This window comes from Oceanobacillus oncorhynchi (assembly GCF_000821065.1).
Lineage (GTDB): Bacteria > Bacillota > Bacilli > Bacillales > Amphibacillaceae > Oceanobacillus > Oceanobacillus oncorhynchi.
Window position 1 is genome coordinate 4,330,411 of the sequence record NZ_CDGG01000001.1, and the last position, 21,555, is coordinate 4,351,965.

The 21,555-nt window shown below is 39.7% G+C and carries 20 protein-coding genes and 1 other annotated feature; all 20 genes read right to left on the reverse strand.

Annotation, left to right across the window (positions count from 1 at the left end; all coding sequences use genetic code 11):
• Nucleotides 1-109: 109 nt before the first annotated feature.
• Nucleotides 110-2,863 carry an isoleucine--tRNA ligase gene (gene ileS, locus BN997_RS20760; RefSeq protein WP_042535163.1) on the reverse strand — a complete coding sequence of 918 codons (2,754 nt, stop codon included), beginning with the start codon at nucleotides 2,861-2,863 and terminating at the stop codon, nucleotides 110-112.
• Between the two features lie 73 nt (nucleotides 2,864-2,936).
• Nucleotides 2,937-3,154 (reverse strand) — a binding site (T-box leader).
• A 92-nt stretch (nucleotides 3,155-3,246) separates the two neighbouring features.
• Nucleotides 3,247-3,750 carry a DivIVA domain-containing protein gene (locus BN997_RS20765; protein WP_042536343.1) on the reverse strand — a complete coding sequence of 168 codons (504 nt, stop codon included), beginning with the start codon at nucleotides 3,748-3,750 and terminating at the stop codon, nucleotides 3,247-3,249.
• Nucleotides 3,751-3,834: 84 nt separating this feature from the next.
• Nucleotides 3,835-4,611, reverse strand: coding sequence for a YlmH family RNA-binding protein (locus BN997_RS20770; RefSeq protein WP_042536345.1), 777 nt, complete (start codon nucleotides 4,609-4,611; stop codon nucleotides 3,835-3,837).
• Between the two features lie 21 nt (nucleotides 4,612-4,632).
• Nucleotides 4,633-4,893 carry a YggT family protein gene (locus BN997_RS20775; RefSeq protein ID WP_374705734.1) on the reverse strand — a complete coding sequence of 87 codons (261 nt, stop codon included), beginning with the start codon at nucleotides 4,891-4,893 and terminating at the stop codon, nucleotides 4,633-4,635.
• 9 nt (nucleotides 4,894-4,902) lie between these two features.
• Nucleotides 4,903-5,340: a cell division protein SepF gene (locus BN997_RS20780; protein WP_042535167.1), complete on the reverse strand. Its 438-nt coding sequence runs from the start codon at nucleotides 5,338-5,340 to the stop codon at nucleotides 4,903-4,905.
• A 15-nt stretch (nucleotides 5,341-5,355) separates the two neighbouring features.
• Nucleotides 5,356-6,036 carry a YggS family pyridoxal phosphate-dependent enzyme gene (locus BN997_RS20785; RefSeq protein ID WP_042535169.1) on the reverse strand — a complete coding sequence of 227 codons (681 nt, stop codon included), beginning with the start codon at nucleotides 6,034-6,036 and terminating at the stop codon, nucleotides 5,356-5,358.
• Between the two features lie 12 nt (nucleotides 6,037-6,048).
• Nucleotides 6,049-6,867: a peptidoglycan editing factor PgeF gene (pgeF, locus tag BN997_RS20790; protein WP_042535171.1), complete on the reverse strand. Its 819-nt coding sequence runs from the start codon at nucleotides 6,865-6,867 to the stop codon at nucleotides 6,049-6,051.
• 95 nt (nucleotides 6,868-6,962) lie between these two features.
• On the reverse strand, nucleotides 6,963-7,223 hold the full coding sequence (locus BN997_RS20795) for a YlmC/YmxH family sporulation protein (protein ID WP_040979961.1): 261 nt from the start codon (nucleotides 7,221-7,223) through the stop codon (nucleotides 6,963-6,965).
• 121 nt (nucleotides 7,224-7,344) lie between these two features.
• A complete protein-coding gene (gene sigG, locus BN997_RS20800; protein WP_042535173.1) occupies nucleotides 7,345-8,127 on the reverse strand; it encodes an RNA polymerase sporulation sigma factor SigG in 783 nt (260 codons plus the stop codon).
• 121 nt (nucleotides 8,128-8,248) lie between these two features.
• Nucleotides 8,249-8,968 carry an RNA polymerase sporulation sigma factor SigE gene (gene sigE, locus BN997_RS20805; protein WP_042535175.1) on the reverse strand — a complete coding sequence of 240 codons (720 nt, stop codon included), beginning with the start codon at nucleotides 8,966-8,968 and terminating at the stop codon, nucleotides 8,249-8,251.
• A 15-nt stretch (nucleotides 8,969-8,983) separates the two neighbouring features.
• Nucleotides 8,984-9,904: a sigma-E processing peptidase SpoIIGA gene (gene spoIIGA, locus BN997_RS20810; RefSeq protein WP_042535177.1), complete on the reverse strand. Its 921-nt coding sequence runs from the start codon at nucleotides 9,902-9,904 to the stop codon at nucleotides 8,984-8,986.
• Between the two features lie 285 nt (nucleotides 9,905-10,189).
• Nucleotides 10,190-10,768, reverse strand: coding sequence for an RNA-guided endonuclease TnpB family protein (locus BN997_RS20815; RefSeq protein WP_084613002.1), 579 nt, complete (start codon nucleotides 10,766-10,768; stop codon nucleotides 10,190-10,192).
• Between the two features lie 359 nt (nucleotides 10,769-11,127).
• Entirely contained in the window at nucleotides 11,128-12,282 is a 1,155-nt protein-coding gene (gene ftsZ / locus BN997_RS20820; RefSeq protein ID WP_042535178.1) for a cell division protein FtsZ, read from the reverse strand.
• Between the two features lie 65 nt (nucleotides 12,283-12,347).
• Nucleotides 12,348-13,631, reverse strand: a complete 1,284-nt coding sequence (ftsA, locus tag BN997_RS20825; RefSeq protein WP_042535180.1) for a cell division protein FtsA — start codon at nucleotides 13,629-13,631, stop codon at nucleotides 12,348-12,350.
• Nucleotides 13,632-13,829: 198 nt separating this feature from the next.
• Entirely contained in the window at nucleotides 13,830-14,666 is an 837-nt protein-coding gene (locus BN997_RS20830) for a cell division protein FtsQ/DivIB (protein ID WP_042535183.1), read from the reverse strand.
• Between the two features lie 223 nt (nucleotides 14,667-14,889).
• Nucleotides 14,890-16,014 carry a stage V sporulation protein E gene (gene spoVE / locus BN997_RS20835; protein WP_256706326.1) on the reverse strand — a complete coding sequence of 375 codons (1,125 nt, stop codon included), beginning with the start codon at nucleotides 16,012-16,014 and terminating at the stop codon, nucleotides 14,890-14,892.
• Between the two features lie 131 nt (nucleotides 16,015-16,145).
• Nucleotides 16,146-17,495 (reverse strand): UDP-N-acetylmuramoyl-L-alanine--D-glutamate ligase, encoded by a 1,350-nt coding sequence (murD, locus tag BN997_RS20840; RefSeq protein WP_042535187.1) that lies wholly within the window; start codon nucleotides 17,493-17,495, stop codon nucleotides 16,146-16,148.
• Nucleotides 17,495-18,478 carry a phospho-N-acetylmuramoyl-pentapeptide-transferase gene (gene mraY / locus BN997_RS20845; RefSeq protein ID WP_042535188.1) on the reverse strand — a complete coding sequence of 328 codons (984 nt, stop codon included), beginning with the start codon at nucleotides 18,476-18,478 and terminating at the stop codon, nucleotides 17,495-17,497. Before mraY ends, murD begins: the two co-directional genes overlap by 1 nt.
• 157 nt (nucleotides 18,479-18,635) lie before the next feature.
• Nucleotides 18,636-19,991, reverse strand: a complete 1,356-nt coding sequence (locus BN997_RS20850) for a UDP-N-acetylmuramoyl-tripeptide--D-alanyl-D-alanine ligase (protein ID WP_042535190.1) — start codon at nucleotides 19,989-19,991, stop codon at nucleotides 18,636-18,638.
• A 3-nt stretch (nucleotides 19,992-19,994) separates the two neighbouring features.
• Nucleotides 19,995-21,476 (reverse strand): UDP-N-acetylmuramoyl-L-alanyl-D-glutamate--2,6-diaminopimelate ligase, encoded by a 1,482-nt coding sequence (locus BN997_RS20855; protein WP_042535191.1) that lies wholly within the window; start codon nucleotides 21,474-21,476, stop codon nucleotides 19,995-19,997.
• Nucleotides 21,477-21,555: the final 79 nt, after the last annotated feature.

Consider the following 21,555-nt stretch of genomic DNA (forward strand, 5'->3'; position numbering starts at 1 on the left):
TCTACTGGTAATTTTTATAATTGTAAAGAAAAAATACAATAATTAGCATTTACAATTTGCAGATATGTAAAAACAGGAGCCAGCTTTTGAGAAAGCTGGCTCCTGTTTTTTAATTCTCATAATTTTCTTTGACAACACTGGCACATCTAGCACATAGTGTTGGATGATCTTTGTCTTCGCCTACTGTTTCTGAAACAACCCAGCAGCGTTCACACGTTTCTCCAGGATGTTTTTCAACAGCAACCTCAACATAATCATATGCTTTGCCTGTTCCTTTTTCATCTGCGATAACTGCTTCTGAAACAATAAAGTATTGATGCAGATGCGAAATGTTTTCAAGCACCTGCTTCGTTTCTTCATCAAGTGGCACGATTGTAATTTTAGCTTCCAATGATTTCCCGATAACCTTTTCGCTTCTTGCTTCTTCGAGTGCTTTCAGAACATCATCTCTTACTTCCATAAAGTGATCCCATTTTCCGACAATGTCTTTTGCACCTGCAACCTCCCGCGGCTCAGGAATATCTGTTAAGTGAACCGTTTCTTCCTCCACTCCAGGAATGTATTCCCAAACTTCTTCCGTTGTATGCGGAATAATTGGAGCAAGCAATTTCACAAGTGTTGTTAAAATTTCATAGTAGCCTGTTTGAAGACTGCGGCGGCGCGGGTGGTCTGCAGCTTCAATATACAGGATATCCTTCGCAAAATCTAAATAGAAGGAGCTTAAATCAACAGCACAGAAATTATGGACTTGGCTGATTACTGGTGCAAATTCAAAGTGCTCATAATTATCACGTGCATTATTTAAGATCTGCTGCAGACGATAAAGCATATAACGGTCTACTTCCTGCAATTCTTCATCCTTCACGCGATCTTTGCTAGGATCAAAATCAGCAAGGTTCGCCAGTAAGAAACGGAAGGTATTCCGGATTTTACGATAGCTTTCTGAAGTCTGTTTTAAAATAGCATCCGAGATACGCACATCTGCCTGATAATCCACGCTGGAAACCCACAGACGCAAAATATCAGCACCTAATTGTTTTTGTACTTTGGACGGATCAACCGTATTTCCTAATGACTTACTCATCTTGCGGCCATTTCCATCCAGGGCGAACCCATGACTGATAATATTTTTAAATGGCGCTTTACCCGTTACTGCGACGGAAGTAGATAATGAAGAGTTAAACCAGCCGCGATACTGATCACTTCCTTCTAAATATACATCAGCCGGACGATCAAGTTCTTCCCGGTTCATCAGTACACCTTCATGTGAGGAGCCTGAATCGAACCAAACATCCATAATATCGACTTCTTTAGTAAACTTGCCATTTGGACTATGCTCTGATGTAAATCCATCCGGCAATAAATCCTTCGCTTCTCTTTCAAACCAGACATTGGAACCATGCTCACGGAAGAGTTCGGATACATGCGAAATCGTTTCATCTGTAATGATTGCTGTTCCGTCTTCCCCATAAAATACTGGAATCGGAACTCCCCAGGCACGCTGTCTGGAAATACACCAATCCTCACGGTCTCTCACCATATTATAAAGTCTTGTTTCTCCCCAATGCGGATACCAATGCACTTTTTTAATTTCATCAAGAATATCCTGACGGAAATCTTTAATAGATGCAAACCACTGGGAAGTTGCACGGAAGATAGTTGGTTTCTTTGTTCTCCAGTCATGCGGATAAGAGTGTGTGATAAATTCTAATTTTAATAAGGCGCCATTCTCATCCAATTGTTCTGTGATAACTTTATTTGCTGCATCGTAAAATAAACCTTCAAATCCTGGCGCTTCACTCGTAAAGACACCCTTTTCATCCACTGGGCAAAATGCATCGATTCCATATCTGCGGCAAACATAGAAGTCATCTTCTCCGTGACCAGGAGCTGTATGAACACATCCAGTCCCCGCATCAGTTGTAACATGTTCTCCAAGCATAACAAGGGATTTACGATTGTAAAATGGATGCTGTGCTTCTACACGATCCGCTTCCTGCCCTTTGAATTTCTTCACAACCGTTACATCTTCCCAGCCTAATACTTCTTTCACATCTTCTAATAAAGCTTCTGCAATGACATATTTTTCATCATTTACTTGTGCTACTACATAGCTTAAATCAGGATGTAAGCTGATTCCTAAGTTCGCTGGAAGCGTCCAAGGAGTTGTCGTCCAGATAATAATCTTCTCGCCGCCGTCAAGCACATCTTTTCCATCCGTTACTTCGAAGGAAACATAGATAGATGGAGAGCGTTTATCTTGATATTCGATTTCTGCTTCTGCAAGGGCAGATTCAGAAGACGGAGACCAATATACCGGCTTAAGTCCTTTATAAATATAGCCTTTTCGTGCCATTTCTCCAAACACCTTAATTTGAGAAGCTTCATAATCCTTCGTTAAGGTGATATATGGATTATCCCAATCACCACGTACACCTAATTTTTTAAATTGTGTACGCTGGCTCTCAATTTGTCCAAGTGCATATTCTTCACAAAGCTTGCGGAATTCTGCAACAGACATTTCTTTCCTTTTTACTTTCTTTTTCGCTAATGCTGTTTCAATCGGCAACCCGTGTGTATCCCAGCCTGGAACATATGGTGCATAATAGCCTGTCATGGACTTATAACGGACAATAAAATCCTTTAAGATTTTATTCAGTGCATGACCGATATGGATATCTCCATTCGCATAAGGCGGTCCATCATGTAAAATAAATAAGGCTCTGTCCTTTGTACGTTCTAAGTTTTTTTGATATTGTTCACTTTCTTCCCATTTCTGTTGGCGCTCCGGCTCTTTATTTGGAAGATTTCCACGCATTGGAAAAGCTGTTTTCGGCATTAATAATGTTTGTTTATATTCCAAGATATTCCCTCCTGTTATTTTCATGACACATCGTAGATTAAATTTTTATATACAAAAAGAGTCCTCTAATCCCTAAAGGGACGAGAAGACTCGCGGTACCACCCTTATAAATTTAATGCACGGCATTAAATTCACTCGAAATCCGTAACGTGGACAGCCGGCTATTACTACATTATTTTCATAATAGCTACTCCAGAGTGATTTTCTAAAAGACTTCTGTATCAGGCTTCCACCGCCCCTGACTCGCTTACACAGAGTCATCTTCTATACTTTCTCTTTCATTGTATAACGATAGTGATTATGAAATTTTTAGCATAAATTAAATGTCAAAAAACATGATACTTGTATGAATTATATGTAATATACAAGCCTAAGTCAAGCCTTTAAGATTCATGCTCCATCAATTCTAAATCTTCATCCACTTCAGTATCAAATAATTCTTCCCAATCATCTGTACCGAGCATTTCTAATTGAGCCTGCACAAGCATGCGCATTCTTGATCGAAATACTTTTGCCTGCTTTTTCAACTCTTCCACATCAAGGGATATTTTACGCGCTTTACTTAATGCTTCGTTGACAATACGGTCAGCATTTTTTTCTGCTTCTTTCACAATTAATTTTGCTTCTTTTTGCGCACTGCCTTTAATATCTTCTGCTGTTTCCTGAGCAACCAGAATAGATTTATTTAATGTTTCTTCAATGTTCGTAAAGTGTCCTAATCGTTCCTGAAGCTCTTTCGCTTTTTGATCCAGTTCATCTCTTTCACGTATAACAATTTCATAATCCTTCATCACTTGATCAAGAAATTTATTTACTTCATCCACGTCATAGCCTTTCCATCCTCTTGCAAACTCTTTATTATGAATATCTAATGGTGATAGTGCCACCATCTCCACCTCCCTAATCGGTGCTTGCTTGAGCTTCCGATTTCTCTCTTTATTATTCAATAATTCCAGCTAAATTTCCAGCATTTATTGCAAAATTGCCGCCGTCATTTTGATTTTATTTTTCTTGGTTCTCCCGCGTATCGCTGTAATTTTACTTCTGCCTTTTCCGCGTACAGAGAGCATGTCCCCTTCTTGTAATTGGAATTTCACATCATCTACTACCCGGTAATTTACCTTTACGAGCAGTTTTTGAATCAAAGCAGCAGCGTCTTTTCGGGAGACACCATATATTTCTTTAACAACTGTATCTAAACGCAGGGAAGAAATAGTTTTATCATATTCTTTCCAGGCTTTTTTTTCTGTAACCAGCGAAGTGAGCGGCTGTTCTTTGAAAGATATACGAGATTTCTTAATAGATGTTAAATTCATCTTGATAAAAGGGACGACCTCTCCCGCTGCAAGTAAATGAATTTTCCCATCTGCTGCTGTAATATCTCCTAATTTTTTTCGCTTCACACCCTGTGATAAAAAAGCACCCATTACATCCCGATGCTCCAGACTTACAAATTTCTCCGGGTAAGATGCCTCCAGCAGCTCTACTTGAAACATATCTTCTGTAATGCTTTCATAAATAGGAGCAATCACCATTCTTTTTCGTTCACTGTACTCGGATCCGCCAAAAGCAGCTGCCTGAAGCTCGTCGTGATTAGTGCCTAACAGCATCTGCACGATTTCTTGTTCGCGCGGATCCAAAAAATCAGTCAATTTTGGAATATACGATCGCTCCACCTGGTCTTTCCATGAAAGAACCTGATCAATAAATGGCTGTTCTTCTTTTCGAAAATGCTGATAAACTTCCATGGTCATTCCTTTCCTTCAAGCCTAAAGCATCATTGCAAATTGGATAAATCCCATTCTTGCAAAATGCAATAATAATATCGCAACAATTGGAGAAAAATCAATCATACCAAGCGGCGGAATAAACTTACGGAAAATTTCTAAGTAAGGCTCACAAATTTTTCCGAGTAATTCTCCAAATTGAGATTCTCTGGCTCCAGGGAACCAGGACATAAAAATATACACGATTAGTGCAAAGCTATAAATGTTTAAACCAAAGCTTATTAGTGAAACGATTTGTGCCAACATCTCCTGCTACCATCCTTTATCATAATCTTCCTGCTCATATAACATTTCAGAAATACTGCCGGATACTTCTACATTATCCGGCGTACACAGGAATGTTTCTGATCCTAATTTTTGAATATCTCCTTTTACGGCATAAACCGTTCCGCTCAGAAAATCAACGATCCGCTTTGCCTGCTGACGATCCACACGCTGCAGATTAATGATTACAGCTCGTCTGTTAACAATATTATCTGCGATGTCCTGAGCTTCATTATAATTTCTCGGCTCAGCTAATACAACCTTTGAATTCGTATTTTGTATACTGGAAAGGTTCACAACATTTTTGCTTCCTGCTGTTTTTTCCTGAACCTGGGGTATTTCTTCTTTTTGTTCTTCCTCGGCATATTCATACTCATATTCATCGTCCATCGTGAAATAATTTTTAAGCTTCTTTTTAAAGCTCATTTACTGCACCTCACTTTATAATTCGCTGCCGACCAGCTTGGTACCTATCCGAATATGTGTTGCACCTTCTTCTACAGCAATTTCATAATCATTGCTCATTCCCATAGACAGGTATTCACATGGTGCATAGTCTAAACCAAGCCCCTTTATACGGTCTCTCAGCAAACGCAATTTTCTAAACAGCGGCCGGGTTTCTTCCGGATTATCGACATGCGGAGCCATCGTCATTAAACCTGCCACCTGTATATGCTCAAATGCCGCTAAATCTTTAATAAACGATTCAACTTCTCCTTCATCTAATCCGTGTTTCGATTCTTCTCCGCTCACATTGACTTGAACAAAGCAGGGCACTGTTTTTTCTGCCCGCTTATTAATCTCTTTCGCCAAAGATTTTCTGTCTAGTGAATGAATATAATCAATATGATGTATCATATCTTTTACTTTTCTGGATTGCAGGGAGCCAATGAAATGCCAAGTGGCACTGTCCCTGATCTCTTCAAATTTCGCTAAAAATCCTTCATTTCTATTTTCACCCAGATGAACTATCCCGGCAGATAATGCTTCTTTAGCTCGTTCTATTGTAACATATTTCGTCACTGCGATAATATTAATATCTTCTTTATTTCTGCCTGCTCTCCTTGCAACCTGCTCGATATCTGCTTGAATTTCCATTAGATTTTCTTTTACTGCAACCATTCTTATCCTCCATTACTTCTTCTGTTTCTCAAATCCGATAAACGCGAGCATTCTTCCTGTTTTTCCATTATCGCGCCGATGAGAAAAGAATAGCCTCTCATCTTGTAATGTACAATATTTTGTTACCTCTATATTATGACGAAAGACGCCAGATTGTACAAGGATATCGACATTAAGCTCTTTTAAATCGATGAAATATTGATTTGGCGATATTTCTTTCGTAAATTTTTGTTTCTGTTCACCAGTTAGATGTGATAAAACAACATCGTCAACAACGTAGTTTTCTTTGGAAATACTCGGGCCTATCACAACTTTCAGATTCTCTATAGAGGCACCGGCTTCTTTCAATTTCTGTACCATTTCCCGGGCGATCTGACCGACTGTTCCTTTCCAGCCGGCGTGAGCAATACCCGCTATTCTTTTGGTCGGGTCTGCAAAAAATAATGGAACACAGTCTGCGAAAAAAGCCGTGCCGAGGAGAGAATCCGCCTCATTGATAATTAATCCATCGACGCCGGATATACCGGAATCAAAGGAAATACTGCCCTTTCCCGCATCTTCTTCCCCTGTAAAATGGATGCTTGTTCCATGTACTTGTTCACCGCAAACCCAGCGGTTCAGGGGAATATTTAATTCCTTGCTCAGAATCCGCCGATTTTCCAGCACCTTATTCTCGTCGTCCAATACATGGAGCCCCATATTTAATTGCTTATAAGCCCCCTTACTTACACCGCCATTTTTTGTTGTAAAGCCTGCTACCAGACCTGGAATTTCTTCCTCCAATGAAGATAAATGAAGTCTTGTCTCACTTTTAAGCTGAAATGGCTCCATGTTTTTCCCTCTTTTCCCTATAATTTCTCCTATTGAACATTATCTTAAATTCAAATTTGTGTCTTATTTTAACACATTATATCGATAATTTCTTCTTAATCTTCGGTATAAAGATCCGGCCCTTTTACTTTCTCGACTAAAATAACATCTTCCCCAATCCGAACAATTTTTTCCCAGGCGATAAAAAGCTCGCCTGCTTTCGCAAACATGCCTGATTTTTTCCCTTTGGCTTCCGCAATAATTGCAATGATTCTTCCGGTTCTTCCATCTATCTCTAAGTCAATGATATGCCCTAACCTTGTTCCATCATCCATTACAATCAATTCTTTTATTTGCAGTTCAGATAGTTTCACCATGCCAGCTCCCTCCTCTTCTTATCCTATGCATTGGAACATGCTTTTTTTCATGGAAAATAAAAAGGAAACAGTTATTTTTGCATGCAAAAAGCCTTGCCGCGGGGACAAGGCTTTTAATTCCTTATTCAAACATTTGCTTATTCATCTGATGGATAGCTCCTTTTTCAAGTCTGGACACTTGTGCTTGGGATATGCCAATCTCATCCGCCACTTCCATTTGTGTTTTCCCTTGAAAAAAGCGTTTATTTAATATCATCTTTTCTCTAGCATTCAATCTGTGCATTCCTTCTTTTAGTGATAGCTTATCAACCCAGGAGGAATCTTTATCTTTTTCATCGCTCAGCTGATCCATGACAAAAATCGGATCGCCGCCATCATTGTAAATTGGTTCAAAAAGCGAAACAGGGTCTTGGATGGCATCCAGCGCAAAGACAATATCAGCCTGTTCCACTCCCATTTCCTTGGCGATTTCTGCTGGAGATGGGTCCTTGGATGTTTTACTGATTAATTGTTCCCTGACCTGCAGAGCCCGGTAAGCAATATCACGTAACGATCTGGATACACGAATTGGATTATTATCCCGCAAGTACCTTCTGATTTCACCGATGATCATCGGAACAGCATAGGTAGAAAAACGTACATTATGGGACAAATCAAAATTATCGATTGATTTCATTAAACCAATACAACCGACCTGAAATAAATCATCGACATATTCTCCCCGGTTATTAAAACGCTGAATAACACTAAGAACAAGGCGTAAATTGCCGTTTACCAATTCTTCCCGGGCAATAATATCATTTTCTTCTTGCAGCCGGATAAATAGTTTTTTCATTTCTTCGTTTTTAAGTACTGGAAGTTTGGATGTATCAACCCCGCATATTTCAACTTTATGTCTTGCCATTCCCGAAAACCTCCCCAATCTTAGATGCTGTTCAAGGACAGTATCTCCCCGGGAAAAGTTTTTATGCAGGAAAATCATGTAAAAAAAGTCAACCTATGCGGCGAACAATTGATATATCAAGTTAAACCATTTTATTAAATTCTTTTTTTAATCGACGTATAATTTTCTTCTCTAAACGGGAAATATAAGACTGGGAAATTCCGAGCATATCCGCTACATCTTTTTGCGTTTTTTCATCATCGCCAATCAATCCAAAGCGCAGCTCCATAATCTGTTTTTCACGTGCATTTAATTTGCCTAATGCTGATTTTAGCAAGGATTTATCCACATTTGATTCAATACTTTTTGTAATAATATCTTCCTCTGTCCCCAGCACATCCGACAATAAAAGTTCATTGCCGTCCCAATCAATATTCAGCGGTTCATCAAAGGAAACCTCTGTCTTTAATTTATTCGTTCTGCGCAGATACATTAAGATTTCATTTTCAATACAGCGGGAAGCATAGGTTGCCAGCTTAATCTTTTTTTCTGGATTAAATGTGTTCACTGCCTTAATCAGCCCAATCGTACCAATACTAATCAGGTCTTCGATATTAATTCCTGTGTTTTCAAATTTTCTGGCAATATAAACAACTAATCTCAGATTTCTTTCAATCAGCATTGATCTTGCCGCTTTATCTCCTTCAGGCAGTTTTTTTAGCAATTCCTGTTCTTCCTGCTTTGTCAGCGGCGGGGGCAATGCCTCGCTTCCGCCAATATAATAAATTTCCTTTGGCTTTAATCCAATCTTTTTGAGAAATTGATACCAGCGTAATTTTAATTTGAATTTCCAAGTAGCCACTTGACGCACACTCCTTTATGCAGATTGTATGATAGATTGCTTAATGATGAGGGGATGCAGCAAGCAATGATATTGCCCATCCCTTTCCAATACTCCAAATTGAATCCCAATGAATACATTTGCAGCCTGCAGAACCTCCTTATTATAAAAGATAGTCAGTTCCTCAGCACGAATGGCGAGCATAAAAGAATGCGAACCATCTACTCCCTGATAAGGAATCAAATGCAGCTTATCCTCCCATTTCTTTGGCAGCTGGCTGAAATCCAAATGCTCTTTCACATTTTTCAGCTCCTCCCACTCTTCATCATCGAACCATTGCTTTAAAAACGGCTGATCACAAATGACGACAGGTTGTCTGGTTAACGGATCGACAAGCTGATTCCCGCTGTCGATATAGCCAATGGATTCAAAAGACTGATGATTCATTGTCAATATCACCTTGTACATTTCGTCATATTTCACTTGTTCTCCAACGTGCTCGTCCATTCGTCTCTTTGTAAAATACCAAATAATCGGGAAGCAGGTGATAACAAAAATCCAGCTGACAGGGTCGCCATAGCCTTGATTAAAAGTGATTATCCCCTCCAGGGAAACGGTCACCGGACGCTGCAGGAAAAAATGGATTGCCATTAACCCTCCTCCAATGGCAAAGGATACAAAATAAAAGAGGAATGTCAGCTTAATAAAGCGATACAAACTCTTAAATCCAAATGTGCTGAAAATAATAATAACCGAATAGAGAAGCTTGCCGGCAACATGGTTAAAAAACGAATTTGGATACAAAATCGTCAGTGGAACAATGCAGGAAGCAATAAATGCACCAAGAAATAAGCGCCTTCGTTTGACTGGTTTCCGGGCAAGTATTTGTACGAGCATCAGCAGCATTAAATCTACCATAAAATTTAATGCCCAAATAACGTCTAAGTAAATAGACAATCTCTGTTGCACCCCCTAAATTGCTGCTAATCAGAAGAGATTATCATCTTCTGCGTACGTTGCTGATCATGAAATTCATAGAAAGGAAGTAATATATGATGAAAAGTATAGACAATTGAAAGAGAAAAGTCTGTCAATTCTTGTGTGCAAAATTAAGCTATTTAACACTTATTCTTAGAAATAATGTCTAACGATTTTTGGATTGAACTACCCCCACTTAGCAAACTTAACGATTGCTTGAAGTGGAGAATTCCTAAGAACACCAACCTACCGGTCAGTTATGGATTAGGCTAGCCCCGCAGTCCCTGCGGTTATTCGTAATGCTTCTTTACGAAGATTCCTGCTTGCGTTAATATCTCTTTGATGATGGCATTGACAGCTATCACACGTCCATGCACGCAAAGCAAGATTTTTAACGTCTTTGTTTTGGTGTCCACAATGAGAACATAACTGACTGGATGGATAGCTTTTCGAAACTACAACAACCTGCTTTCCATACCAGGCCGCTTTATATTCCAGCATCGTTCGTAACGTTGACCAGGATACATCGCTAATCGCTTTTGCAAGATTATGATTTTTCAACATGTTTATCACAGACAAATCTTCTATTCCGATGATATCGTGGTTTTTGATTATCTCGGTGGAGATTTTATCTAACATGTCTTTTCTTTTATTAGCAATTTTTTCGTGAAGCTGTCCGTTTTGTACCATTTCATTCACCGTATGCCAATAGTGGTCTTTTTCTTTTTGTTTTCCTGTAAAATAGTTGTAGACAAAGCGGGAGCAGCCGATTGTCTTATGGATGAAGGTGATTTGTTTTTTGTTCGGATAGATACGAAAACGAAATGCTTTTTTTACTTTCATGGCTTCTTACCTCCTCCTGTCTATTATATCAGAAGAAGAATGATTTCGGAACGTTTGTTCGATTCAATATTGAACAGTTGAGACACTCCAAAGCAATCTTTTGTGCATAGGAGATTCATCTCCCCCTTACCTCTACGCGCTTGAAGAGGGAGTTTTCTCTCCTTTTTTTGATAAAAAAGAGGGGCAAGGAAACTTTACTTTCTTTCCTGTAAGATAAACACTTGGTCTTTAAAATACTGGTATTCTCGCCGAGCAGATGTCCGCTGCAGCTGCCTCCGAGTCTTTATATGCTTTTTTCTTATTTTCAAACAAAAAAATACTGTGCTAAAAGAGTTCTCTTAGCACAGTATTTTTTCGTTTTATCGATTACGATTACGGTTTCTCAAGAAAGTCGGGATATCTAACTCATCTTCCTCGGGACGAGGCTTAGAAGGTGATGGATTGGATGTTTCTCTTTCCCTGACAGGAGTTGATTCATTTGTTTGCTGTGTAGCAGCCTGCTGGGTTTGTCCTATATTTGGACGCTGTTGTTTTTGACGCGTATCTGCTTTTGGCTGAGCATTTTCATCAAAACCGGTAGCAATGACAGTTACAACAATTTCATCATTAAGGTTCTCATTAATTACAGAACCAAAGATAACATTTACTTCTTGGTCCGCTGCAGAAGTAACTAAGTCAGCTGCTTCCTGCACTTCATACAAGCTCAGGTTTGTACCGCCTGTGATATTCATTAAAATACCATGCGCTCCATCGATAGAAGTCTCCAGCAGCGGGGAAGAAATTGCTTTTTTAGCAGCTTCTGTTGCTCTTGTTTCGCCAGTTGCGATACCAATACCCATTAAAGCAGAACCTTTATCATACATAATCGTTTTCACGTCAGCGAAGTCAACGTTAATAAGACCTGGCTTCGCAATTAAATCGGATATGCCTTGTACACCTTGACGAAGCACATTATCCGCTTCACGGAAGGCTTCCAGCATCGGTGTATTTTTATCTACAATTTCAAGCAGTCGATCGTTTGGAATAACAATTAGTGTATCCACGCTTCCTTTCAGCGTATCGATACCGGAAATCGCCTGTGTTGATCTTCTTCTGCCTTCAAAAGAAAACGGACGAGTAACAACACCAACTGTCAGCGCTCCTAAATCTTTAGCTACCTGTGCAATGACCGGAGCTGCTCCAGTTCCTGTACCGCCGCCCATTCCAGCAGTAACAAAAACCATATCAGCACCTTTTAACACTTCTTCTAACTGCTCTTTACTTTCTTCTGCTGCTTTTTTCCCTACTTCCGGGTTAGCGCCGGCTCCAAGACCACGGGTTAATTTCCCGCCGATTTGTATCTTGGATTCAGCCATCGAAAGATTTAAAGCTTGAGAATCTGTGTTTACTGCGATAAATTCGACACCTTCTACGCCATGCTCAATCATACGGTTAACAGCATTGTTACCGCCGCCGCCAACTCCAATAACTTTTATCGTTGCTAATTCTTCCATGTTTGTATCAAAATCTAACATATTATGGTTTCCTCCTAGTCTACTAATTACGAACAATTCCTCGTTTCAACTTCTGTTAAAAGAAATTAATCAAAGAAATATTTGAATAGGTTAGCAAATCCTGATTCTTTTTTCTTGCCTTGTTTCTTTTTCTTCTCGCCTGCAGGTCTGGATTGCTTCACTGGCTGCTGCTCCGCTTCCCCATCTATTGCTACAGCAGGATATAATTCTTTCCCTTGTATTTTCGCATTACGATAAGCAAATTGTAAAATACCGACACCTGAAGTAAACTGTGCTTCCCTGACACCAATATAATCCGGGACAGCTACACGTACATGAGAATAAAACAAGTCTTGCGCTAATTCCAAGCTCCCCGGCATAGCCGTGGTGCCTCCTGTCAATACGAAACCGCCAGGCAGCTCCTGAAAGCCCATTTTCCGAATTTCCCTATCAATATAAGTGTATATTTCTTCTAATCTAGCTTCTATCATATCAGCTAATTGAAGTTGATTAAATACCTGTTTTTGATTGCTTCCGATTGTTGTGACTTCAAATGTCTCATCTTCAGAAGCATCGTTGTAAAATGCATAGCCATAATTTAGTTTGATCTGCTCTGCTTCTTCTGTAGAAATACGCAGGCCGACGGATAAATCTTTCGTTATATTGTCTCCGCCTAAATTAATAACACTTGTCGCAGCCAAATGATCATTTTCAAATACAGATACCGTTGTACAGCCTCCTCCGATATCAATCAGGGCAGAGCCCATATTCATCTCATCCTTTGATAAAGCAACTGTTCCGGCAGCAAGCGGCTGAAGACAAATATCAGATACTTCCAAATTAGCCCGTTCCACACATTTTAAGATATTATGCAAAATCGTTTTTGAGCAGGTGATAATCGTTCCTTCCATCTCCAGACGGACACCAATCATCCCTCTCGGATCCGTAATTTCATCTAATCCATCCACAATAAATTGCTTCGGAATCACATCGATGATTTCCCGCTCCGGCGGAATAGAAATCACTTGAGCTCCGTCAATTACTCTCGTTACATCTTCATCATTTATTTCCCGATTCTCACTTTGTACAGCGACAACGCCATGACAAGGCTGAAGCTGGATATGGGATCCGTTTATCCCCACTACTACGCGGTGAATTTCCATCCCTACCATTCGTTCTGCTTGTTCTACTGCATTCCTGATAGAATGAACAGTCTGATCAATATCAATTATAGCACCCTTCTTCATTCCGTTTGACGCTGCAGTACCTACTCCAATAATATTTAAAGAGTCTTGTTGTACTTCTCCAATAATTACTTTTATCGTGTTTGTCCCAATGTCAAGACTAACTAATATCTCACTGTTGTTCAAAAAAGAGCACCTCCCCGTAAAAATATGCTGACGATATTTTTACTGCCACGTTATCCTTTGTATAGTCTTTAATTCTAAAAGAAAATGAATAAAAAATAAACATATTTTATGCTTATTTTTTTCAAGTAATCTATTTCTATAAAAATCGACATTATACCATTCGTTTAAAAAGGATGATATATGACTTCATTCTGCAAATTATTCATTTCCTGTTTCTTCATTTTCTTCATTAATTTCCTCATTGAGTTCTTCAATTTCATCTTCGATATCTACTTCTTCCATTTCATCTTTTTGAAAAGATTCGAAATAAATGCCGACACCTATATGAATGATACCACTATCCTCTTCGTCAAGCTGTGACACAATAGAAGGATAGTAATCCAATCTGTCCAACATTTGATCTGCAATGCCTTCTACCAGAAACCCATCACTCATATACAATCTAACCTGCAGCGTATCCTCTTCTTCATCTGAATCTTTTCGTTCAATCTCAGAAATCATATTAAAAATACTTGGGCGAACATTATCCATGGCTGTTGCCAATTCTGTTAATTGCGCTTCATTAAAGCCTGTTATTAATGGAGCATTGCTGATAGAGTTTTGTGCATTTTGCTGGATGACTTGACCGTCTGCAAGAACCGGGTAAAATTCCCTTTCGTCCTGAACATAGCCAAGGACAGGCTGTTCTTCTACCTCAATCACAACGGTGCTGGGAAAACTCCGATTAATAGATGCATGTTCAATGACGGGATTTTCTTCCATCCCGGCTGCAACAGATGATCCATTCATGGACCAGATATTTGTTCCTTCTGTTACCCCTGACTCATCTATTATATACTCATCCGTTAAGAATACATTGCCGTTTACTTCAATCGTGCGTATTTCACTCCATGGAGATTGCAAGTAAACAATGATAGCAATGAGAAAGAAAAATATAGATAGATAAAATATTAATCGTCTGTTTGCTTTTTTCTTCCTAGCTTGCTTCAATTTTGGAATTCGATCCTCAATCGAAACGATATTTTTATCACTCATCTCCATTTCTTCCTTTATCCATTATTTTCAGGGAATATAACTGTATCAGTTTACTCCCTAGTATTTACAAAAATTATATCATAAATTATGGTGCTACACGTCATTGACTTCTATTGTTTCTGAAGTTTTTTCTTTTTTATCACGGATAACCCGTCCGCAGAAGTTTTCTTACTTCTTCCATGGACGGGATTTACGTTTTATATAAATGTTCTTCGCTGCTATTTTAAATAATCGGCTTCGTACTTTTTTCCATACTTTTGGCGTGCCTGCTGATACTTAGAAGAATCCCGGCCGCACAAAGTGTTAACGTTAGTGATGAACCGCCGTAGCTGAGAAAAGGCAGGGTAATTCCCGTTACCGGAATCAATCCGATGACTACACTAATATTAATCATCGCCTGTAATGCTAACATACTTGCGATTCCCAGCGCTAACAGCCTGCTAAATAAATCCGGAGCTTCAATAGCAATTTTAATCCCTCTCCATAATAGCAGAAAAAACAATAAAATAGTTGTACAACCTCCAATTAAACCTAATTCCTCACCAATGATTGAAAAAATAAAATCTGTCTGCGGCTCCGGCAGATAAAAATATTTTTGCAGGCTGTTGCCCAGCCCCAGTCCCATCAGTCCCCCGGGACCGATAGCATAAAGAGATTGAATAATTTGAAATCCATGTCCTAGCGGATCCTCCCATGGGTTTAAGAAAGCCAGAATCCGATTAATCCGGTAAGGTGCAGAAGCAATCAATCCGATAAACCCAATAATTCCAATGCCGGCCAGTCCAAAAAAATGAGAAAGCTTTGCACCTGCCACAAAAAGCAGAATCATGCATGTTAAGACCAGCACCATTCCAGTTCCTAAATCTGGCTGAAGCATAATCAGACCAAATGCCGTAAAAATCAATAGAAGGCACGGGAAAAACCCTTTTTTAAACGAGGTAATATATTTTTGATGATCAGATAATATAGATGCCAGAAAAATAATTAAACCCAGCTTCATAAATTCAGAGGGCTGAATACTGAATGCACCGATGCCAATCCAGCTCTGTGCTCCTCCGCGCACCATGCCGATTCCCGGAATAAGCACAAGGAGAAGCAGAACAAAGCAAGAAAATAATAAAATCTTTGCATACTTTTTCCATATATAATAAGGAAAGTAAGAGATAACAACCATTCCGATAAACCCGATGCCGGCAAATAAAAGCTGTCTTTTTAAGTAATAAAATGCATCATTGAACTTATACTCCGACCAAATATAGGATGAGCTGTAAACCATCAGCATACCGATACATAAAAGGAGAATGATTATTCCAAATAATACTCTGTCTACTTTATTTTGATTTTGAATGAACTTAGACAAAAATACCCCTTCTTTCCATGAGATAAACTTTGGAAATAGGGGCATTTTAAATATGCTGTATCATTCTCGGCTTGTCCGAATATGGTTTGCTGTTTAGGATTAGTATTTGTTCAAGCCCCTTACTTCATTGTATGAACTGCTTGAACAAATATGTCTCCTCTTTCTTCAAATGTTTTGTACTGATCCCAGCTCGCACATGCGGGAGAAAGCAATAGGATATCACCTTCATCTGCTAATGAAAAACCGGTTTTAGCTGCATCATCTACGCCGGCTGCGTGCTCAATCACCTGGATACCGGCTTCTTTTCCAACTCGCTCTAGTTTCGGTGCCGTCTCTCCAAATACAACCATTGCTTTAACATGATGCAAATGTGGAATCAGCTCATCAAATTCATTCCCGCGATCTAAGCCGCCTGCAAGAAGGACAATATCCTTTTTAAAGGAATCTAATGCTTTTTGCGTAGCTAGGATATTTGTTGCTTTCGAATCATTGTAAACATAGCGGCCATGCAGCAGCCCGACAAACTCTAAACGATGCTTGACACCGGAAAAAGTTTTTAAGACATGCTGTATGCCTTCATTAGTTGCTCCATTTAATTTTGCTGCTGCAACAGCTGCCAGGATATTCTCTAAGTTATGCTTCCCGACCAAGACAATATCCTCTAAAGGAATAATTGCTTCATCGAAAAAGTATACATGCGTATCATCTGCCCAAGCGCCTGTATGATACAGATTTTTTGTTGCCGAAAAGGCTATATTTTTTGCTTTTGTACCCTTCACTTTTTCTTCAAGTGTCGGATCATCAGCATTATATACCAGATAATCATCGGCATGCTGGTTTTTAAATATATTACATTTAGCTCTGACATAGCTTTCTAAATCGCCGTGATAATCCAAATGCGCTTCATAAATGTTTAAAAGGACTGCTGTCGATGGACGAAATGTATTTATTCCCTGCAGCTGAAAGGAGGATAGTTCCATTACCACCTTTTCATCTGCTTGCATCGTTTGGGCCACTTCCGTTGCAGCAATTCCAATGTTCCCGGCAAGCTTTACCTTACAATCACTTTTTTCCAGCATTTCCGTAACTAACGTTGTTGTGGTTGTTTTTCCATTGGAACCAGTAATTCCGATAATCGGCTGTTCGGTTATATAAGCTACCAATTCCACCTCTGTAATTACCGGAATACTGCGTTTCTGTGCTTCTGCAACAACCGGATGATCATAACGGATACCCGGGTTTTTAACAACCATCTCTATCCCTTCTAAAACACTTAGCGGATGAGAGCCGAGCACAAGACGGGCTCCTTTTTCCTGAAGCGCCAAAACAGGTACATCTTCATAGGATGCTGCCGCATCATTCACCGTTACATCCTTGCCGCTCTCCAACAAAACATTCGCAGCAGCTGTACCGCTTCGGGCCAATCCTAAGACAAGCACTTTTTCGGGAAATTGTTTCCATGTGTTCATTAGATACCCACCTCAATATAAATAGCAAGAATCGCAAATAGCAGGCCGACAGACCAGAATGTGGTAACGACTCTCCATTCTGACCATCCTACCAGCTCATAGTGGTGATGCAGCGGGCTCATTTTGAAAATACGTTTTCCTGTCGTTTTAAAGGAAATAACCTGAATAATAACAGATAAGGTTTCAATAACAAACACACCGCCGATAATTACTAATAAAATCTCCAGCTTCAGAAGTATCGCAATGGCAGCAATTGCTCCCCCTAACGCCAATGATCCTGTATCTCCCATGAACACCTTGGCAGGGTGCGCGTTAAACACTAAAAATCCTAACAGAGCGCCGACAACTGCTAAAGCAAAGACGGTTACCATATCATTTGGCACGCCATACCAGGCAATAATGGCAAAAGCACCGAAAGCAATCGCTGCAGTACCAGCTAATAAACCATCTAAGCCATCCGTTAAATTAACAGCATTGGAGGCTCCTACAAGCATTACAATAATAAGAATTGCATAGAACCAGCCAATATCAAATTCAACCGTTGTTCCCGGAATGGCAATTGCTGACGAGAAGTCTTCCTGCCCGCGCAAAACAAAATAAAATACAAGTGCAATAATAATTTGTCCAAATAGCTTCTGCTTTGAAGTTAAGCCTAGATTTCGTTTCATTACTACTTTAATATAATCATCTAAAAACCCTAGTAAGCCATAGCCAAATAACACAAAAAGTAACAGCCACAGCTCATAGCCGATCCCTGTGTCCATTCTCATTCCCATAATCAGGGATGTAATCACAATACTGAATACAATCATAACTCCGCCCATTGTCGGTGTTCCTGATTTCTTCTGATGAGACTCAGGGCCTTCTTCTCTAATACTCTGTCCAAACTTTAATCGTCTTAAAAAAGGGATAAAAATTGGAGATAGAAGAACTGTTATAAGAAACGCTACTGCGATTGTAATTAATAAACCTGTAATATTCATTTTCTCTCCACCTCATTTGTAACCATTTATAGAATTGTTAACAAAGCATGCCAGAATCAGTGCAATTCTTATGAGCATTTGCTGAAACTTCTCTAATCCTCAAATCCACCGCACTGATTCTGTTTCCTGATGATGTAAACAATACCTATAAGATGCCTTAACGTAATTGTTCTAAAAATGTTTCAAATTTCATTCCTCTTGATGCTTTCAGCAAAATAAGGTTTTCCGGTTTCAGATATTGTTCAATCTGATTCACCAGCTCCTGCTTATCCTGCAAGTGGACAGCAATCAGCTCCGTACCTTTCTTTTTTAATTCGTCATGTATGTAATGCGAATGATTACCATACGTATACACTGCTGTAATATCAGAATGAATAACATCTGCAATTCCGCGATGAAATTCTTCTGCATAATCACCAAGCTCTAAAATATCACCTAATACAAGTATTTTATGCTGATAGCCTTTCATTTCTTCGACTACTTGAATCGATGCTTTCATAGATGCAGGAGAAGCATTATAAGCATCATTAATAATCGTAATACCATTTTTGCCTGTATGCTTTTCAAAGCGCATTTTCGTCATTTCTAATTGTCCGAACGCTTTCTGGATTGTTTCAGGAGCTATTCCCATCCCGGATGCCAGTTGAATAACATAAGCGGCATTTTTTGCGTGATGCTTTCCTAAGAGCGGGATCTGGTAAGTTTTCTCTCCTGCATCAAAGGTTGTCGTTTCTTCCTCTACGGTGATATTGCGAACCACTACATCATTGTCTTCACTGAAGCCGACCCGTGTTTTAGCTACAGGCACAGCTGCATCTGTTAACAGCGGTTCGTCCCCATCAATAACCAATGTACCCTCTGGCTTGATACCCGACACAATTTCTAATTTGGCTTTGGCTATTCCTTCTTTAGAGCCTAAATTTTCAATATGCTGCCCATCAATATTGGTAATAATCGCCTGATTCGGCTCCCCGATCTTACTCAACATCTCGATTTCTCCAAAATGGTTCATCCCCATTTCAAGAATCAGCACTTCTGTTTTCCGGTCCATCGATAAAATCGTCAATGGGAGCCCGATATGATTATTGAAATTCCCCTTTGTAGCATGGGTTTTAAACGTTGTCTGCATGACAGCATTAGTCAGGTCCTTCGTCGTTGTTTTCCCATTTGATCCGGTAATCCCAATAACAGTCGGGTTGACGTCCTTCCGATACGCAACAGCCAGCTCCTGTAATGCTTTTACAGTGTCCTCTACAAATAATATCAGCAGAGAGTCAGGAAGATTTGACGGAAGCGGCTTTTCTTTCTGCCAAAAGGCTGCTGCTGCCCCGTTCTCCACTGCTCCGCCAATAAATTGATGTCCATCAAACCGTTCACCAGCAATTGGTACATAGAGCCCGTGGTTTGTATTCACCCGGCTATCATGGACTACTTCATGAATTTCTAAATCAGCGGAGACGTTCCCTTGATGCCGGGGGAATAATTTCATTAATTGTGATGCAGTAAATAACATCTTTTACTCCCCTTTCTCTTTAATTGCTTCCCGGGCAATTTGACGATCGTCGAAATCAAATTTTTTCTTGCCGATGATTTGATAGGTTTCATGTCCCTTGCCCGCAATCAAAATAATATCATCCTTTTGAGCAAGCTTCACCGCATGCTTAATGGCTTCTGTCCGGTCCACAATTACTTCAAAGGTTGCTTCCTCTTCCGTTAAATGACTTGTCATATCATCAAGGATTTGCACCGGGTCTTCTGTACGCGGATTATCGGATGTGAACAGCGCATGGTCTGCATACTTAACAGCAACATCCGCCATTAACGGCCGTTTAGTACGGTCGCGGTCCCCACCGCAGCCCACAACTACATACACTTTACGCTCTGCAAATTCCTTGCTCGATTGAAGCACATTTTCTAATGAATCCGGTGTATGCGCAAAATCAACAATGACAGAAAAATCTTGACCTTCATTAATTGGTTCAAACCGGCCATCTACCCCTTTTGTATTCTCCAGGGCTTCTTTAATCACATCTAAATCCACCTTCGATGCGATAGCAGCGCCGCTCGCCGCAAGCATATTATACACATTGAACATGCCGATTAAACCAGTTTTAATATGGACTGTGCCTATTGGAGTCACAAGGTTAAATGCCACACCGGCAGGAGAAAGCATAATATTTTTTGCCATTATATCCGCATCCTGCTTGCAGCTGTAAGTTAATACCTGCTGCGCTGTACTTCGTTTTAATAAGTCGCTTGAAGCATCATCCTCGTTGATAATTGCATATTTTTTCTTCCCTTGATGATAGTCATTCCCTAAACCGGCAAAGAGAAGACTCTTCGCCCGCAAATAATCATCCATATCTTTATGATAATCGAGATGATCCTGCGACAGATTTGTAAAAATACCAATGTCATAATCACAGCCAAAAACTCTTCCCATGTCTAAAGCATGCGAAGAAACCTCCATAATAACCTGGTCTGTTTCTTTTTTTTGCATTTGATGAAAGATGCGATTTAACTCTAATGCATCAGGTGTCGTATTATTTACTGGAAATGTTTCATCGCCAATTTTCACTTGGATGCTGCCAATGACACCCGATTTCTTACCCTGTTTTTCAAAAATAGTATCTAATAAATAGGTCGTGGTTGTTTTACCATTTGTGCCGGTAACCCCAATCAGCGGAAATTTCGTTGTTGGATAATCATAGTATGCGGCTGACAGCATCGCCAAGGCACGTCCCGTGTCTCTGACCCGGATAAGTGGAATATCACCGCTGACGTTTACGTCCCTGGAAATAACTGCAGCCGCAGCACCTTTGTCTATCGCTTGCTGCAGAAAATTATGACCGTCCACAGTATAGCCTTCAATACAGACAAATAAGCTCCCCGGCTCTACTTTTCTGGAGTCCATTTCTACATTGACAATATTTATATCTTTAATAGATTCTGATGTTTGATAGAATTCGATTCCATCCAATAATTCTTTTAGTCTCATTTTTTACACCCTATTTCTGTTCTTTTCCTTTTAATGTATTCTCGAAAAAACTATCGTTTAAGAGGGTTGTCATGAATGT

What these genes read in the sequence shown, in the direction of transcription:
- ftsZ (WP_042535178.1), bottom strand. Translation starts at nt 12,282, where the DNA reads ATGTTAGATTTTGATACAAACATGGAAGAATTAGCAACGATAAAAGTT.
- mraY (WP_042535188.1), bottom strand. Translation starts at nt 18,478, where the DNA reads ATGAATATTACAGGTTTATTAATTACAATCGCAGTAGCGTTTCTTATA.
- BN997_RS20770 (WP_042536345.1), bottom strand. Translation starts at nt 4,611, where the DNA reads ATGGAAGTTTATCAGCATTTTCGAAAAGAAGAACAGCCATTTATTGAT.
- pgeF (WP_042535171.1), bottom strand. Translation starts at nt 6,867, where the DNA reads ATGGAGCCATTTCAGCTTAAAAGTGAGACAAGACTTCATTTATCTTCA.
- BN997_RS20780 (WP_042535167.1), bottom strand. Translation starts at nt 5,340, where the DNA reads ATGAGCTTTAAAAAGAAGCTTAAAAATTATTTCACGATGGACGATGAA.
- BN997_RS20855 (WP_042535191.1), bottom strand. Translation starts at nt 21,476, where the DNA reads ATGAGACTAAAAGAATTATTGGATGGAATCGAATTCTATCAAACATCA.
- BN997_RS20795 (WP_040979961.1), bottom strand. Translation starts at nt 7,223, where the DNA reads ATGGTGAAACTATCTGAACTGCAAATAAAAGAATTGATTGTAATGGAT.
- BN997_RS20785 (WP_042535169.1), bottom strand. Translation starts at nt 6,036, where the DNA reads ATGGTTGCAGTAAAAGAAAATCTAATGGAAATTCAAGCAGATATCGAG.
- BN997_RS20815 (WP_084613002.1), bottom strand. Translation starts at nt 10,768, where the DNA reads ATGAAAGTAAAAAAAGCATTTCGTTTTCGTATCTATCCGAACAAAAAA.
- BN997_RS20830 (WP_042535183.1), bottom strand. Translation starts at nt 14,666, where the DNA reads ATGAGTGATAAAAATATCGTTTCGATTGAGGATCGAATTCCAAAATTG.
- sigG (WP_042535173.1), bottom strand. Translation starts at nt 8,127, where the DNA reads ATGGCAAGACATAAAGTTGAAATATGCGGGGTTGATACATCCAAACTT.
- murD (WP_042535187.1), bottom strand. Translation starts at nt 17,495, where the DNA reads ATGAACACATGGAAACAATTTCCCGAAAAAGTGCTTGTCTTAGGATTG.
- BN997_RS20850 (WP_042535190.1), bottom strand. Translation starts at nt 19,991, where the DNA reads ATGTTATTTACTGCATCACAATTAATGAAATTATTCCCCCGGCATCAA.